The following is a 17,244-nucleotide window of genomic DNA, read 5'->3' as shown; positions in this document are numbered from 1 at the left end:
GGGATGCGGAGCGTCCGGAGAGGCATTCCCACGCGGAGCGTGGGAACGATCCGTGTGATCAGAGCTGAGTGATGCCACCCGGCTGAAACACCGCCTCGGTCGCGGCGATTCCGTTGACCAACGGCGCGCCGAACTCCCGTTGGCTGATCTCGAAATGATCGCCCGGCTGGGTCTTGATGCCGTCGGCAAACGACAGGGTCGCGGTGCCGAAAAAGTGCACGTGCACGTCGCCAGGCCGCAGGAACTGGCGGTATTTGAAGTGGTGGTATTCGAGGTTTTCCAGGCTGTGACACATGTTGGCCTCGCCGCTCAGGAATTCCTTCTCCCACAGCACCTTGCCGTCGCGCAGGATGCGGCTGGTGCCCGCCAGGTTTTGCGGTAAATCACCGACGCGCAACTCAGGGCCGAACGAGCAGGCACGCAGTTTCGAGTGGGCCAGGTACAGGTAATTCTTGCGTTCCATGACGTGGTCGGAGAACTCGTTGCCGATGGCAAAACCCAGTCGGTACGGCTTGCCATCGTTGCCGATCACGTACAGGCCGCTCAGCTCAGGCTCTTCGCCCGCGTCTTCGGAAAACGGTGGCTGCGGGAAGGCTTCGCCAGGACGGATGACGATGCTGCCGTCGCCCTTGTAGAACCACTCCGGTTGTACGCCCGCTTCACCGGCTGCGGGTTTGCCGCCTTCGATGCCCCATTTAAAGATGCGCATGGTGTCGGTCATCGCAGATTCGTCGTTGCCGTGCTGGTGCATCTTGTCGCGAGCCGAAGCGCTACCCAGATGCGTCAGGCCGGTGCCGCTGACCAGCAGATGGGCAGGGTCCGGGTGATCGAGTGGCGGCAGGATGCGAAGGTCGGCGCGCAGCTGCGAATAATCGTGGCTGTCGCCCAGGCCGTGGCTGTCGACCTGTTCGGCGAGAGAGATTTTCTTGTCGATGGCCGCCAGCGCCAGGTCGCGGGTACTGGTCGCGCCTTGCACTTCCCGCACCAGCGCGCCGTCCACCAGACCGACGCGACGCTGGCCGTTACCCAGCTCGAATTGAACCAAATGCATGAGTTTCTCCTTTTAGCGTGAACGGGCGCTGGCCGCGAATTTGGATTCCGGCAGCACGTGTTTGCGTTCCAGCACGCGGTACACGATGCCGGTCAGAATCAATCCGAAGACCATCACGCCCGAGAGGAAGTACAGGCCGCTGGCCAGATTGCCGGTCAGTTCTTTCAGCCAGCCAATGACGAACGGCCCGATGTAGCCGCCGAGGTTGCCCACCGAGTTGATCAACGCGATACCGGCTGCCGCGCTGGCACCGGCGAAGAAGCGCCCCGGCAAGGTCCAGAAAATCGCGGTGCAGGAAAACAGCGAGAACGCCACCAGGCACAGCGCCGCCAGTTGCAGCACCGGCACGCTGAGGAAGGCGCTGAAGAACAGCCCGATCGCACCGATCACATAAAGGAAGGCCAGATGGCCGTAGCGGTCGTTCAAACGGTCGGAGCTGCGCGGGATGATCAGCAAGCCGATGATGCCGAAGATGTAGGGCACGGCCGACACGAATCCGGTGACCAGGTCGCTGCCACCGAACTGTTTGATCAGCGTCGGCAGCCACAGGCCCAGGCCATAGATGCTCAGGGTCACCGGCAAGTAGAACAGCGCCAGCAGCAGGACGCGTTTGTCCTTGAGGGCGTGCAAAGGGTTGCCGTGACGGGTCTGGCCGTATTCCTCCAGGTCCTTTTTCAGCTCGCCGGTCAGCCATTCCTTCTCGACCGGGTCCATCCATTTCACGTCTTTCGGGCCGTCCGGCAGCCAGCGCAGTACCGGCCAGGTCAGCAGGATCGCAGGCGCGCCAATGCACAGGAACAGCCATTGCCAGCCGTGCAGACCGCCGACGCCTTCCATGCCCAGCAGGCCGCCGGAAATCGGGCCGGTGATCATCATGGCGATGGGTTGCGAAAGGATAAACAGGCCGAGGATTTTGCCGCGATGGCGCACCGGGAACCACTGGGTGATGTAGTACAGCACGCCAGGAAAGAAGCCCGCTTCCGCCGCACCGAGCAGGAAGCGCATCACGTAGAAACTGGTCGGGCCCTGAATGAAGGCCATGCCCATGGTGATCGCGCCCCAGGTGATCATGATCCGCGCGAACCAGCGCCGTGCGCCGAAGCGTTCGAGCATCAGGTTGCTGGGGATTTCCAGGAGGAAGTAGCCGATGAAGAACAAGCCCGCACCGAGGCCATAAGCCGCATCGCCGATGCCGACGTCCGCGCCCATGTGCAGCTTGGCGAAGCCCACGGCGGAACGGTCTACATACGCGATCAGGTACAGGAGGATCAGAAACGGGATGAGTTTCAGGGTGATGCGACGAATAAGCCTGAGTTCCTGGCTCATGTAAGCAGTCTCCACGTTGTTTTTGTTATGGAAGCGTCGGAGATCGCCTCTGCCTTCGTGTGTGCCAGGTGGTTGAGTACGCGGCGGGCAGGGTCGTCTCTCGATGGGAAACGACTATATAGTAATACTATTTGAAGTGACAAGACTTCCACTCTGGGCTTTTTAGGCCTATTTTAATCAGCACGTGACGTTTTAAGTCTTACAATAAGAGTGCTGATTTATGTCTGATTCCCCTTCCAATACCCACAAGAAACCTGTCCTGCGTTCGGCCCAATGGTTCGGGACCGCTGACAAGAACGGCTTCATGTACCGCAGCTGGATGAAGAACCAGGGCATCGCCGACCACCAGTTTCAGGGCAAGCCGATCATTGGCATCTGCAACACCTGGTCCGAACTCACCCCCTGCAACGCGCACTTCCGCACCATCGCCGAACACGTCAAACGTGGCGTGATCGAGGCCGGTGGTTTCCCCGTTGAATTCCCGGTCTTCTCCAACGGCGAATCGAACCTGCGCCCCACCGCCATGCTCACCCGCAACCTGGCGAGCATGGACGTGGAAGAGGCGATTCGCGGCAACCCCATCGACGGCGTGGTGCTGTTGACCGGTTGCGACAAGACCACCCCTGCGTTGCTGATGGGCGCGGCCAGTTGCGACGTTCCGGCCATCGTCGTCACGGGCGGGCCGATGCTGAACGGCAAGCACAAGGGCAAGGACATCGGCGCCGGGACCATCGTCTGGCAGATGCACGAGTCCTATAAAGCGGGGCAGATCAGCCTCGATGAATTCCTCTCCGCCGAAGCCGGGATGTCGCGCTCGGCGGGCACCTGCAACACCATGGGCACGGCCTCGACCATGGCCTGTATGGCCGAAGCACTGGGCACGTCCTTGCCGCACAACGCAGCGATTCCGGCAGTGGATTCGCGGCGTTACGTGTTGGCCCACATGTCCGGCATGCGTGCGGTGCAGATGGTCAATGAAGACCTGCGCCTGTCGAAAATCCTCACCCGCGAGGCGTTCGAAAACGCCATTCGCGTCAACGCGGCGATTGGCGGTTCGACCAACGCGGTGATTCACCTCAAGGCCATCGCCGGGCGCATCGGCGTCGATCTGGAGCTGGACGACTGGACCCGCATCGGTCGCGGCACCCCGACGCTGGTGGACTTGCAGCCTTCAGGGCGCTTCCTGATGGAAGAGTTTTATTACGCGGGCGGTCTGCCTGCGGTACTGCGCCGCCTGGGCGAGAACAACCTGATTCCCAACCCTGAAGCCTTGACCGTGAACGGCAAGTCGCTGTGGGAAAACGTGAAGAACTCGCCGATCTACGGCGACGACGAAGTCATCCGCGCCATCGACAACCCGTTGGTGGCCGATGGCGGCATCTGTGTGTTGCGCGGCAACCTCGCGCCGCTGGGCGCAGTCCTCAAGCCTTCTGCTGCGACCCCGGCATTGATGAAGCATCGCGGTCGTGCGGTGGTGTTCGAGAACTTCGACATGTACAAGGCGCGGATCAACGACCCGGAGCTGGACGTCGATGCCAGCAGCATTCTGGTGATGAAGAACTGCGGGCCGAAGGGTTATCCGGGCATGGCGGAGGTCGGCAACATGGGCCTGCCGGCCAAGCTGTTGGCCCAGGGTGTGACCGACATGGTGCGGATTTCCGATGCGCGCATGAGCGGCACAGCCTACGGCACAGTGGTCTTGCACGTGGCGCCGGAAGCAGCGGCGGGCGGGCCGTTGGCGGTGGTGCAGGAAGGCGATTACATCGAGCTGGACTGCGCGACCGGGCGTCTGCATCTGGACATTCCACAACAGGAACTGGATGCCCGCCTCGCCGACTGGCAAGCGCCGCAAAACAAGCTGATCGGTGGCTATCGCCAGTTGTACATCGACCATGTGATGCAGGCTGACCAGGGGTGTGATTTTGATTTCCTGGTCGGGATGCGTGGGTCGGAAGTGCCTCGGCACTCCCACTGATGGACTACCGGTGAAGCCTCCTGTGGGAGCGAATTCATTCGCGAAAAGGTTGGCAGACGACGCATCTGTATGGGATGTACCTTTTTTCGCGAATGAATTCGCTCCCACAGGTTTGTGCATGGGCGCTCAGCAGCGACATGCATGAAACTGCCCGACATTCCCACCCGCGCCCTCCTCATCCCCGCCAATGCTATGATGCGCGGCATTCATCGTTCAGGATTGCCCCGCGCCCCATGGATTACCGTAAGCCCTCCGACCGCAAGAGCATGCATTCGCGCATTGTCCAGGACATCGGCATGCAGATTGTTTCAGGCCGCTTCAAACCTGACGACAAGCTCCCCGCCGAAGCCCTGCTCTGTGAGGAATACGCGGTCAGTCGGCCGGTGTTGCGGGAGGCAACGCGGGTATTGGTGGCGAAGGGCTTGGTGTATTCACGGCCTCGCGTGGGCACGGTGGTCAAGCCTCGTCGCGAGTGGCACATCCTCGACCCGGACGTGCTCCATTGGCTGATGCAAAGCTCGCCGCAGAATGAATTCTTCGCGCTGTTGACCAGCGTGCGCAGCATCATCGAACCGGCCGCCGCCGCCCTTGCCGCACAACATGCCACACCGGATGAAGTCGCCGGAATCAGCGAGGCCTACGAACGCATGGCGGCCGCGCCGACCGTCGAAGAGGTGTTGCAGCCCGACCTGGATTTCCACAGCCGCATCGCCGACGCCACCCACAACGACCTGCTCGCGCACCTGTGCAACATGCTGTCGCTGGCGTTGCGTGAAGCGTTGAAGCATTCCAACAAGCGCCCGAACCTGCACGAACTGGCGTTGCCGCGACACAAGGCCATTCTCACCGCCATCGAAAACCGCGACGCCCTCGGCGCCCACCACGCGACACTGGTGCAACTGGACGATGCGCGCAACGCGCTGAATGTGGTGTTGGGGCAAGGGGTGAAGTTATAGGGCCGACGGCTTGTACCGAAGACGTAGGCGCGCCGCGGTCAAGGCTTTTGATTCTGGGCGGAGCCCGTAGGAGTTGGCTTGCCTACGATCTGGCGCGAAGCGGCAGCAAAACCTGCGCATGCAGCCTCGAAATGTTTATATCTTTTTGATCTTACGCAGGGCATTAGTCACGCTTTTCGGCAAACGATAGTGCAAATGACTCGGCGTTCTTGATGAAGATTTCTCTATAAATAAACCACTTACCGCCCCTTACTCCACCACGATTTTCCGTATCCCTCCGCCAAAATACGGCAACAATCCGACGCCAAACAATGAGCGCGCGCGGGTCATTGACACTCAAAAACTTCCCGCCTAGCGTAAGGCCAGTGATCGTTTTCTCCTGCCTGGATCACTGCCGCTGCACTTCAACAAGACGGGACGTATCCAGCCTTTTCAGTCCTGCGCTTTCAGCGAACAGATCCTGTACATCGCCACGTTCGGCGACGCTTTCGTATGCCTGGGTTCAGCTGTCGTCTACCTGACGCGTTCACGCGGCCTGCGCCCGTGGCCGCGAAATGATTTCTGCATGCTTGGCCTTGAGGTACTGGAATGACCAATTTATCGATCGAGCCGATCTCGATGACGTCCGGGGTGCCTGCCAGGCCGCGTTTTTTCACGCTGTCGCTGTTGCCCCGGCTGGTGGGGTTCAGCGTGTTGTTCTTCATCGTCTGGCTGCTGTTTTCCACCCTGTTCCTGCCGCTGCTGTCCTCGTCCGCCACCCGGGCGATTCTGAATGCGCCGGTGATTCTGCTGACCACGCCCATCGACGGCGTTGTCAGTGCGCTGTCGATCAAGCCCGGCGAAGCGTTCGCCAAGGGGCAGACCATCGCCACCATCGAAAACCCACGGGCCAATCAGGAAACCCTGCTCACCTTGCAGACCCGTCGCCTGACGCTGGAGCAGCAATTGGCCTCGCTGAAAAGCCAGGCCGAACACGATCAGCAGTTCTACGACGCACTCGATAAAACCAGCCAGCAATACCAGACCGCCTACCACACGCGGCAGCTGTACGCGCAACGTGCGCTGCGGGCGGAAAGCGTGGCCGCCGACGCCCGTTTGCAGGATGCCCAAGCCACGTTGATGCGCAATCAAGAGCTGTTTCGCCAAGGCGCGGTGAGTGAAGCGGCGGTGACCTCTTCCAAGGCGCAACTGGCGTCGCTGCAAGGAGCGGCCGAATCGATTCGCTCGCAGTTGCGCATCAACAGTGGCGACGTGTCGGCGGCCAGCGAACAGGTGTACCTCGACCCCGATCAGTTGCGCATGTTTGACCTCCAAGCGCAGATGACCACGCTGCAGCTGAGCCTGGCGAATCAGGCAAAGAACCGTGCGACGCAACAGGAAGAGCTGGACAACCTCAATCAACTGATTGAGACCGAACAGAACCGGGTCAGGCTGATGGCGGCGTACAACGTGGTCGCCTACGCCCCCGGCACCGTTCAGGAACTGGTCGCCCCGGAAGGCACGTTGGTGCGCGCCGGTGCCACGCTGGTGCGGGCCACCCACTGCAATCAGAGCAACGTGATCGCGGTGTTCCCGGAGCGCATGGCCAGCAAAATCACGCGGGACACGGTGCTGATCGTGGACGTCGCGGGCCTGAATCAGCCGCTCAGGGCACACGTCGTGCAGCTGCTGTCTAAACCCAGCGACACCCTCTCCGCCAATTACAGCGTGCCCTTCCCGTTCGCCGAGCAAAACGCCGTGTACGTGGTCGGCGCCTTCGATGACGACCTCTCGGAAAACGAACGCGCGCGGACCTGTAATCCGGGCAATTGGGTGACGGCCAAGGTGTCAGGATGAAACGCCTCGGGCTGGCCGGTTGCAGCGTGTGGCTGCTGACGCTGTTCAGCGTTCCGGTGATGGCCGATCAAAGCCGTCCGCAACTGGAACGGTTAACGTGCGCGGCGCTCGACCGTGCCGTGTTGTCCCTCGCCGACGGCCCCGTTTTGCTGGCGAGCTACCCCGCCTTCGAAGGCCATCCGCCCGCGATCATTGCACTGCGCGGCGTGGCGTTCACCTACGACAACGCGCTGGCGAGCATCGCGCTGTTCGGCTGTGGCAAACCGCAATCGGCGGAGCGTATCGCTGACGCGCTGACGTACGCGGTGGACAACGACCCCGACTATCACGACGGCCGTCTGCGCAACGCCTACGCCGCCGGTTCAGTAAAAACCAGCGGGCCGATTCTGCTGCCCGGTTATTGGAGCCAGGAGCGCAACGCCTGGAATCAGGACGCGTATCAGGTCGGCAGTGCGACCGGCAATCAGGCGTGGGCCGTGCTGGCGCTGCTCGAAGCCTTTCGTCAGACCCAGACACCGCGTTACCTACAGGCCGCCGAAAAAATCCTGCTCTGGACCCAGCGCAACACCTACGACAGCCAGGCCCCGGCAGGCTTCATCGGCGGCTTTTACGGCTACCCGCCGAACCCGGTCCGTCAGGGCTGGAAATCCACCGAACACAACGTCGACCTGGCCGCCGCATGGGACGCGCTGAACCGCATCAAGGCCAGTGCCGACAGCGCCACCCAAGCCGGGATCGCCCGTGATTTCGTCGACCGCCAATGGCTCGCCCAGGAAGGACGGTTTCTGATCGGCACCCTCCCCGACGGCCGCACCGCCGAGCATCAGCGCTCGGGGCTGGACGCGCAGATCTGGCCATTGATTGCCGTTCGCCAGCCGCCCGCCGACTGGTCGCGGGTGTTCGGGTTCGTCGATCAGGCCCACCGGTTTGGCGAAGGTTACGGCTTCAGTCGCGATCCGGATGGCCTGTGGACCGAGGGCACCGCGCAGGCCGCAGCGGTCGCGCACCTCACCGGCGCGGCCGACAAGGCCCGCGCATTGTGGCCGGTGCTGATCGCGCAGCAGTCGACGGATGGCTGGCTGTTCGCAACCCCGCAGGCACAGATCAGCACCGGGCTGGCCATCGGCCCGGACTCCACGAGCAACGACTTTTTCTACTACCACCTGCCCCATCTGGGCGCCACGGCCTGGGCGGCGATTGCGGCCAGCGGCGTCAACCCGTTCACCGGCGCACAGGAGGCCAACTGACATGCACGCACTCGATGCCTTGCAACTCTGGCAGTTGAACCTCGGAACGCTGGCGATGGTGGTGCTGTTCGCGGCGCTGACCCACCGCAACCAGTGGTGGGCGCGGGCCGCGTTCGGGCTGGTGACCGGACTGCTGTTGATCAACTACGTGATCTGGCGATTCCGCGCCACCCTGCCCGACGTTCACTCAGGGTTCGCGGCCTTGTGGTCCTACACCTTCCTGTTCTTCGAAATGCTGGCGATCACCTACACGCTGGTGTCCATTGTCGTGATGCTGGTGCGCACCGATCACACGACCAAAGCGGACGCTGGAGAAGGTCGCCTGCGAAGTGCCGGCCCCCATGTGCCAGGAGTGGACGTGTTCATTTGCACGTACAACGAAGGGCTGGACGTGCTGGAAAAAACCATCATCGCGGCGCAGGCGATGGACTACCCCAATTTCAATGTCTGGGTGCTGGACGACACCCGCCGCGACTGGCTGCGCGACTACTGCGCAGAGAGGGGCGTGTATTACGCTCGCCGCGACAACAACGACCACGCCAAGGCGGGCAACCTGAACAACGGTCTGCGCCAGTCCGAAGCCTCGACCAACGCGCCGTACATCCTGGTGCTGGACGCGGACTTCGCGCCGCAACAGCCGATCCTGATGCGCACGCTCGGATTGTTCGAGGACCCGAAAGTCGCGCTGGTGCAGACCCCGCAGTTTTATTACAACCCCGACCCGATCCAGCACAACCTGGGCTCGTCGACCTGTTGGGTGGACGAGCAACGGGTGTTCTTCGACGTGTTCCAACCGGCGAAGGATGGGTGGGACGCGGCGTTTTGTGTCGGCACGTCCTTCGTGGTGCGGCGCGATCGGATCAATGAAATCGGCGGCTTTCCTACAGGCTCTGTCTGCGAAGACATCTACACCACGTATCGCCTGTTGCAGCGCGGCTACATCACCCGCTGGCTGAACGAGCGGCTGTCCATCGGCCTGTCGGCGGAAGGGCTGACCGAGTACATCAACCAGCGGGGTCGCTGGTGCCTGGGCACGATTCAGGTCGCGTTGCTGCCGGACGGCCCGTTGCGCGGACGCGGCTACACGCTCAACGACCGGCTGCATTACGTCCATGGTCTGCTGCACTGGTTCTCCAAGCCGTTCATTTTGATGATGCTGGTTTCACCGCTGCTCTACTGGTATTTCGGCATTGCCGGGTTCTACGCGAAACCGATGGATTTCCTGGCATTCGGCATGCCTGCGCTGATCGCCTTCTGGGGCTACGGGACGTGGGTCACCGACCGGCGCACGCTGCCGATTTTCACCGAGGTGACGCAGATCGTGGCCTCGCTGGCAGTGACGGCCACGTTGCTCAGCGCGTTGATTCGCCCGTTCGGACGGCCCTTTAAAGTCACGGCCAAGGGGCTGGACCGCTCGCAGACGATGGTCCACTGGAAACTCTTCGGGTTCTTTTTCTTCCTCACGCTGTTCGCGCAGATCGGCGCGTTCACGGCGATTGCGACAGCGGACACCTTCGATGGCAACGTGCAGTTCAACCTGTGCTGGACGGTGGTGGCCCTGGTGTACAACGTCGCGACGCTGGTGGCCTGCGTTGATCGCCCGAGGCTACACGGCGAAGAGCGTTTCCCGTTTCTCAAGCCCGCCGGGCTGCACTTGAGCGGTCGGATGTTTGCCGGACGCTTGACCGACATTTCCCTGAGCGGCGCGTCGTTCGCCTGTGAATTTTCGGCGCTGATCAGGCCGGGGCTGCGGGGCACGGTGTGGGTGAACAAGGTGGGCCGGGTGCCAGTGGAGGTCAAACGCCAGACCGGAGATGGGCGGCTGGGTTTGCAGTTCGTCGATCTGGACGAACCCTTGCGGCAGCGTTTGATTGGCCGGTTGTTCAGTGACGCCAACACCAACGTCGCGGGCCGGGCGAAACCGGGGATCGCGTTCAGCAGCTTGCTGCGGCGTTCGTTGATTGGTGAGAAGCGCCCGCCCTTGCTCTCGTATGCCCGTCGCGCACGGCAGCAGCGGGCCGAGCGTCGGCGGCGCCCGATGCCCGGTTTCAAGACCGTCAACCTGCGCCTGCCGGAAGGGCCAGCGCCCAGGGTGTCGGCGACGCGTGGGGAGTTCTGGACGCTGTTGCTCGCGCCGTTGCGGGCGTTGTTCGGGATGCGGTTGTAAGGAGCGCCCGGCTATCGCTCTCTACCCGATCTTCCGTTCGGGCGACTGGCCTGCTGCAAACGTGATCCCCACTGTAGGAGCGAATTCATTCGCGATGCGTCGGTACAAGCGGTGGGGATGTGTCGAATGTACGGCCCATTCGCGAATAAATTCGCTCCTACAGTTGAGGCCTCGTCAGGTTTGATGTTTCGCAGTGAACCGGACTTCTGAGGGATCTGCGCATCACCAAAATCCCATTGCCTTTTGAAATTGCAGGTCAAGCCATGTTAACGAGAGCACGCCGATGAACAGCCCACTACGCCTCTCTTTGCTCACCCTTGTGCTTCTGACCGGCTGCTCGCTGGAGCCGACTTACCAGCGCCCCGACCCACCTATCGATCAGCAATGGCCGAGCAACACGCAAGCGCCGGGCATGAATGATTCGAAGCTGGCCTTTCAGCAGGACTGGCGAACGTTCATCACCGACCCGCGCTTGCGTCAGGTGATCGATCTGGCCTTGTCGAACAACCGTGGCCTGCGTCAGTACGCGGCATCGGTGGCGGAATCCCGCGCCGAATCCGACGGTGCCCACGCTGCGCTGTTCCCCTCAATCGGTCTCAACACCTACGCAGGACGCAGCAAAATCCCACCCTTGGTGCGGACGCAAGGCGGCGGCGTGAGCTCGGGCAGCACAGACAACACCTTTCAGGCCACAGCCGGTTTCACGTCCTATGAGCTGGACCTGTTCGGCCGCCTGCGCAGCCAACGCAACGCCGCTGACGCGCGCTTCGAAGCCACCGAGGCGGATTACCAGACCGCCCGTTTGGGGCTCATCGGCGAAGTCGCCAGCACGTGGTTGAGCCTGAAAGCCAATCAGACGCTGCTCAATCTGGCCCAGTCCACCTTCGATTCCCAGCAGCATTACGGCGAGCTGTTGCGCAGCAGTTTCAACGCGGGTTCCACGGCACGCATCGACGTGCATCAGGGTGACGCGATGACGAACACCGCTGCCGTGCAGGTCAACACGTATCGAATGAAGGTCGCGCAAAACCTCAACGCCTTGCGTGTGCTGGTCGGTCAGCCCGTGCCCGATCAACTGCTGCCGGAGGGCGATCTGGGCGAGACGCTGGCCACCGCCGATGTGCCTGCGGGCTTGCCGTCGAGTCTGATCCAGCGCCGCCCTGATATTCTGTCTGCGGAGGCCTTGTTACGGGCGTCCAACGCGGACATTGGCGCGGCGCGCAGTGCGTATTTTCCGACCCTCTCGTTGACCGGCGCGTTGGGCAGCCTGAGTGGTGACTTCTCGAAGCTGCTCACTGGGCCTGCCGAGTTCTGGCAACTGGCGGCGGCCGGGTCGATGACGTTAATCGATGGGGGTCAGCGGCGGGCGCTGGTCGATGCCAGCCATGCGCGGTATGACGCCAACACCGCGGCCTATGAAGGTACGGTGCAGAACGCGTTTCGGGAAGCAGCGGATGCCCTGAATGCGCGCCAGGAAATGCTCGCGCAAGTCGCGGCGCAGCAGCGGTTGGTCAAGGATTATCAGGAAGCGTGGCGTCAGTCGCGGTTGCGTTTCGAGGCGGGGCTGGACAGCTATTTTTCGACCATGGACGCGCAACGCTCACTGTTCGCCGCCCAACAGGAATACCTGACGCTGGAACTGGCGCGGGAGGTCAATCAGGTGAATCTGTACAAGGCGCTGGGCGGCGGGTGGACGCCGCCGAAGCTCAATGTGGCGGATGCCAAATAACGCCCCATGTTGGGTGTGAAACTGCACACTCACCCGCAACGCACGCGGCGACCGCAGGGCTCAGGGCAGAAAAATCCTGAACACCCCCCCGCCCAACTCGCCGCCATTGGCAATCTCGATATGCCCCGGCACGCCTTGCCGTTGGTGCTGACGGGCAATGTTCGCGGCGAAGTACAGGCCCAAACCGGTGCTGCCGCTGCTCTGGTTGATGCCGAGCACGTAGTCGGTCTGTTTCTCGATCATGTGTTCGGGGAAGCCCGGGCCATCGTCGTTGACGCTGATGACCAATTGCTCGCCCACCTGCCCCGCCGTGATCAGCACTGCCTTGCGGGCATAGCGAATCGCATTGATCACCACGTTCGACACCACCGAGCCGATCAGCTCTCGGTCGAAAAAACCCGGCAGGCCAAAGTCATCGACTTCATACCGTGCGACGATGCCACGGCTGGCGAGGACTTCCTGGTGAAACGCCAGTTGCGCTTCGATGAAGTCGTCCAGCTCGTGATAATCCGGGCGCAACGGCAGCTGATTCACGCCCAGTTTGTACAGGCCCAGCAGTTGCACGAGCATGCCGTTGAGGTGCGCGAATTCGTAGTCGATCACGCCCTGTTCCGGCGTGCCGCGATGGACGTCAGGCAGTTGCTTGACCCACTGCCCGTGGGCCTGGATCAACGACGCCAGGGAGTTCTTCATGTCGTGCACGGTGGAGGCGATCACCATGGAAAAATCCAGCCCCGAATCCTCGTCCGTCATTCGCCAAACGCCTTGAGTCGCAGTTTCTGATACCGCTCGTATCGCGGGTCGGTCTCGGGCATCTTGCCCACCATTTTCAGACTGTTCTGGCACTCCTTGAGGCTGGCGGCGTCGAGGTTCTGCACGCCCATGTGCAACAGCGACTGGGCCATGTTCAACGCGATACTGATGTTCTTGGGTTGCAGCGCCAGCCCCTGACGGAACAAGTCCTGAGCCTCGCCCAGCTTGCCCGCGCGATAACTGCGAATGCCTTGCATGTTCAGATCGATCGCCGCCTTGCCCGCACCGAGGATTTCCGGGTCGTCGGTCTGCCTGGCGATGTTCTGCATGACAGCCGGATCGTCGCCGTAGATTTCCGCGCAGCTTTTCAAGATCCCGGCACCGGCCGCTTCCTGTCCCAGTTGCTTGAGCTGTGACGCAACGGCCAACGCCGCATCGGCGCTGAGAAACTGCTCCATGCCGTCGAGACGTTCCATGGCCTGCGCGGTCAATTTGGCCGCCATTTCCGGATCGGAACTCGCGACACTGGTGGCCTTCATCAAACGCGCCCGCACTTGCAGACCGGCGTCGTTGGTGTGCTCCTTGGCGACGTCGCCCAGGGTCTGGTTGATTTCCACGCGGGTCCGCGCGTCGAAGCCCCGCTCGGCGCCCTTGCTGATCAGCGCCTGCGCAAGACCGAGGTTGGTTTCGGGGTCCTTGAAGCGAGAAAACTGACCTTGCGACACCGCCTGGCGGAACGCACGGGAGGCGCCGTCAAAGTCCTGATTCTCCAACGACAGCTTGCCCAGCAAACGCTGACGGCGCACGGCATAGGGCGACAGGCGCACGGCTTCTTCGAGCATCTTCTGCGCACGACGATTATCGCCGCTGGCAATCAGCACATCCGCCAGACCGTCGAACAGCACCGGCATCGCATTAAAGGTACGAATCGCTTCTTCATAGACCGTTTGCGCTTCGGCATTGCGATTGCGCTTGAACAGCAGCTTGCCCAACGCCGAATACGCCCAGGGTTGCGGGCGGTCAGCGAGGATGGACTTGAGGAACGCTTCCAGCGGCTCGTGCTGGTTCAGGTCGCGCAGTGCGTCGGCCTTGTAGCGCAGGCACAACGGCGCGAAACGCGGGTCCTGTTTGGTCAGGTTGACGCAGGCCGCCAGCACTTCAGCGGGCTTGCCACGGTCTAGGGCCTGGAGGATTGGCTTGAGCAGGGTCTTGCGCTGAACGATTTTTTCCAGACGCTGCGCCAGGCTGGCGCGGTTGAACGGCTTGGTCAGATACGCGTCAGGCTCCCATTCCAGCGCGCTCATGACCATCGCTTGACTGTTTTCAGCGGTGACCATCACGAACACGCTTTCATGGCTGATCAGCCGGTCGGTCATCAGGTCTTCCAGCACCTGCTGGCCGTTTTTCTTGCCGTCACCCAAGTTGAAGTCGTGCAGGATAAAGTCATAGCGCTTCTGCGAGCAGGCCTTGATCGCCTGTTCGCCGTTGTCTGCGGTGTCCACTTCCTTGACGCCCAACTCGCGCAGCATTGACCTGACCGAGCTGCGAAAATCGGAGAAATCATCGACGATCAGAAAGGTTTTTTGGTTCCAGGCCAGCATCGAGATTCCTGTAGCGGGAGATAAATCAGCTCAGAGGCAGCCTCACAAGCATCAACGTCGAAGCACCCTTCGCGTGGCGCAGATGATAGCCAACATCAAATTGCCATCAAGCTATTTCACAGGGGCGTCGGCAACTTGCCGTAGGGCAAGAGAGCCCTCGCTTCGGTTATCGGCGGCGCCCAAGTAAAGCTTAGGTGACGCCCGCGATAAAAAGCGACCCTTCCATGACAATGATGCTGGGTGAAACGAATGCATTTGTGACGCAGGTCGTGTGCTTTAAAGCACGCGGGCGTGAAGAAAAGAGTCGGGATAATGGATCCAAACTCGGCCAATTTCGGGGAACGTAAAGTTTCGGCTAGATGTTACCGGATATGTAAAGTCCCTTCCCTCTCCGCCGATACGCTTGGAAGACGGTGACCCAACCGCGTCTCTTCCTCTCGCCTGAGTATTCCTTCATGTCCTGGCTGACCAACCTGAAACTCAAGTCCAAGCTGTTGCTCGCGTTTAGCCTGTGTGCCCTGATCACTGTGGTGGTGGGTGTGCTAGGCCAGAACGGCATTTCTCGTCTGTACGATTTGTTCAAAGGCACTGTTGAAAACAGCATGCTGTCAGTCACCAAGGTCGATTCGGTGAAGGCCAACGTGATTGCCACCAACCGCGACTTCTTCAAGATCATCGCCCTCAGCGCGCTGAAGGCCAGCCCCGAGGAAGTCAACGCGGTCATTCAGTCGCTCAAGGAAAACCAGGCGCAGGCAGACACCGACTTCGCGATCTATCGCAAGACCCCGATGGAAGATGACGAAAAGGCAGCGGGCGATGACTTCACTCGCGACTGGCCCGCCTACATGTCGGCGGTTCAAAGCACGCTGAGCGTCATTCAGAGCGGAGACGTCGAACAGGGCGCGAAACTGGCGGCCAGTAACGTCACCCCGACCTACCGCAAAACCATGGGCGAGCTGAAAATCATCATCGAATCCAACGCTCGCCAGGCTCAAGAGTCGGCCCAGGCAGGCGTGGAAACCGACAGTCAGGTGACGTGGCTGTTGACCATCGGTTCGCTGATTGCGGTCATTTGCGCCATTTCACTGGGGTTGATCGTGACGCGCATGATCACTCGCCCTATTTATCAATCGGTGGAAAGCGCCTCCCATGTGGCCAACGGCAACCTGACCCACGTCATCGCCTCCGGCGGCCAGGACGAGACCGGGCAACTGCTCAGGGCGCTGTCGACGATGCAGGGCAGCCTCAAAGGCACCGTGCAACAGATCGCCAGTGCTTCGGATCAACTGGCCTCGGCTGCGGAAGAACTGACCGCTGTGACCGACGACAGCACCCGCGGGCTGCAACGTCAGAACGACGAAATCCAGCAGGCTGCGACGGCCGTGAACCAGATGACCGCTGCCGTCGAAGAAGTCGCCCGCAACGCCGCCAGCGCTTCGCAAGTCTCGACCCAGACGGCAGACGACGCGGTCAAAGGCCAGCAGCAAGTGCAGCAAGCGGTGACTGCGATGAACACCATGACCGTGGAAATCAACGATTCGACCCAACGCGTCGAGGCACTGGCCGGGCAGATTCGTGACATCACCAAAGTGCTGGACGTGATTCGTGGCATTGCCGAACAGACCAACCTGCTGGCCCTCAACGCGGCCATCGAAGCCGCTCGCGCCGGTGAGCAAGGCCGTGGTTTTGCCGTGGTCGCCGACGAAGTCCGCGCCCTCGCCGCCCGCACACAAGCCTCGACTGGCGAGATCGAATCGATGATCACCCTGGTGCGCAACGGTGCCGATGAAGCGGTGCGCGCCATGGGCAAGAGCCAGGCCCTCGCCACCAACACCCAGACGCTCGCCACCGAAGCCGGTTTGGCGCTGGAGCGCATTAGCGAAGGCGTCAGCCAGATCAACGAACGCAATCTGGTGATCGCCAGCGCGGCCGAAGAACAGGCCCAAGTGGCGCGGGAAGTTGACCGCAATCTGGTGAACATTCAGGACCTGTCGGCGCAGACCGCCGCCGGCGCGAATCAGACCAACGCGTCGAGCCAGGAACTGTCGCGCCTGGCGGTGTCGTTCAACACCATGGTGGGCAAGTTCACCCTTTGACGCGTCAACGGTGATTCCCTGTGGGAGCGAATTCATTCGCGAAAAAGGGTGCAGATGACAGAGATGTAGTGACCTGGCCATCCCATCGCGAATGAATTCGCTCCTACAGATTCACACCGTGTTCAGCCAGCATTAGCGGCAGAATTCCATGGATCACACGTGGCGAAAGCCATTCTTTCGCCACCTGTGACACCTTGGCGTATTGACTAAATCGTCACACGTTTTGTCAGAAATCACATTTCAGGTACAATCGCCGCCCCCTCGCAGATCCCTTGGACCTGATGACCGAGTCCTGCGAGGTGTTTGTTGTTTACTCAAGCTGCTGCATCCCAATGATCTAACAAAAAGCCAGCGCAGAGGGACACAGAACTCAAGGTCTGCCTCATCGACCTTGAACCCTACCCCTCGCCCTCCGAGTGCGAACCGAGCCTTGCGCCTGTCAGTTCTGACACGCGCCGAACTGGTCTCGTCTCGACATAAGAGGCAGGCGGATAACGTTCTTTCAAT

11 protein-coding genes are annotated in these 17,244 nt (G+C 61.3%); 7 read left to right on the top strand and 4 right to left on the bottom strand.

The genetic code is table 11. The annotated features are described in order from the left end of the window. Positions 1-58: 58 nt before the first annotated feature. Complete coding sequence (gene araD1 / locus ACWKWE_RS17725; protein ID WP_483851237.1) at positions 59-1,051, bottom strand: AraD1 family protein; 993 nt, start codon at positions 1,049-1,051, stop codon at positions 59-61. 12 nt (positions 1,052-1,063) lie between these two features. Then, positions 1,064-2,377 (bottom strand): MFS transporter, encoded by a 1,314-nt coding sequence (locus ACWKWE_RS17720; protein WP_166593270.1) that lies wholly within the window; start codon positions 2,375-2,377, stop codon positions 1,064-1,066. A 220-nt stretch (positions 2,378-2,597) separates the two neighbouring features. Between ACWKWE_RS17720 and ACWKWE_RS17715 the strand changes: the two genes are divergently transcribed. The 6 genes from ACWKWE_RS17715 to ACWKWE_RS17690 all read left to right on the top strand — a co-directional run bounded on the left by ACWKWE_RS17715 (position 2,598) and on the right by ACWKWE_RS17690 (position 12,287). Further along, entirely contained in the window at positions 2,598-4,352 is a 1,755-nt protein-coding gene (locus ACWKWE_RS17715) for an IlvD/Edd family dehydratase (protein ID WP_341959350.1), read from the top strand. A 233-nt stretch (positions 4,353-4,585) separates the two neighbouring features. Beyond that, entirely contained in the window at positions 4,586-5,308 is a 723-nt protein-coding gene (locus tag ACWKWE_RS17710; protein WP_166593272.1) for a FadR/GntR family transcriptional regulator, read from the top strand. A 588-nt stretch (positions 5,309-5,896) separates the two neighbouring features. After that, on the top strand, positions 5,897-7,144 hold the full coding sequence (locus ACWKWE_RS17705; RefSeq protein ID WP_483851236.1) for an HlyD family secretion protein: 1,248 nt from the start codon (positions 5,897-5,899) through the stop codon (positions 7,142-7,144). Next, on the top strand, positions 7,141-8,391 hold the full coding sequence (locus ACWKWE_RS17700) for a hypothetical protein (protein WP_483851235.1): 1,251 nt from the start codon (positions 7,141-7,143) through the stop codon (positions 8,389-8,391). Before ACWKWE_RS17705 ends, ACWKWE_RS17700 begins: the two co-directional genes overlap by 4 nt. 1 nt (position 8,392) lies before the next feature. Further along, positions 8,393-10,558 carry a glycosyltransferase family 2 protein gene (locus tag ACWKWE_RS17695; RefSeq protein WP_483851234.1) on the top strand — a complete coding sequence of 722 codons (2,166 nt, stop codon included), beginning with the start codon at positions 8,393-8,395 and terminating at the stop codon, positions 10,556-10,558. Positions 10,559-10,841: 283 nt separating this feature from the next. Next, positions 10,842-12,287 carry an efflux transporter outer membrane subunit gene (locus ACWKWE_RS17690; RefSeq protein WP_166593274.1) on the top strand — a complete coding sequence of 482 codons (1,446 nt, stop codon included), beginning with the start codon at positions 10,842-10,844 and terminating at the stop codon, positions 12,285-12,287. A 60-nt stretch (positions 12,288-12,347) separates the two neighbouring features. Here ACWKWE_RS17690 and ACWKWE_RS17685 read toward each other — a convergent pair whose 3' ends face one another. Both ACWKWE_RS17685 and ACWKWE_RS17680 read right to left on the bottom strand, forming a co-directional pair. Next, entirely contained in the window at positions 12,348-13,040 is a 693-nt protein-coding gene (locus ACWKWE_RS17685; protein ID WP_483851233.1) for a sensor histidine kinase, read from the bottom strand. Further along, positions 13,037-14,641 (bottom strand): response regulator, encoded by a 1,605-nt coding sequence (locus ACWKWE_RS17680; RefSeq protein ID WP_166593276.1) that lies wholly within the window; start codon positions 14,639-14,641, stop codon positions 13,037-13,039. Before ACWKWE_RS17680 ends, ACWKWE_RS17685 begins: the two co-directional genes overlap by 4 nt. A gap of 455 nt (positions 14,642-15,096) precedes the next feature. Between ACWKWE_RS17680 and ACWKWE_RS17675 the strand changes: the two genes are divergently transcribed. Continuing rightward, positions 15,097-16,737, top strand: a complete 1,641-nt coding sequence (locus tag ACWKWE_RS17675) for a methyl-accepting chemotaxis protein (protein WP_166593277.1) — start codon at positions 15,097-15,099, stop codon at positions 16,735-16,737. The last annotated feature ends 507 nt before the right edge of the window (positions 16,738-17,244 follow it).

The organism is Pseudomonas salicis, from assembly GCF_057128705.1.
The sequence above is the reverse complement of the archived record's forward strand: the minus strand, read 5'-3'. Positions and strand labels throughout refer to the sequence as shown.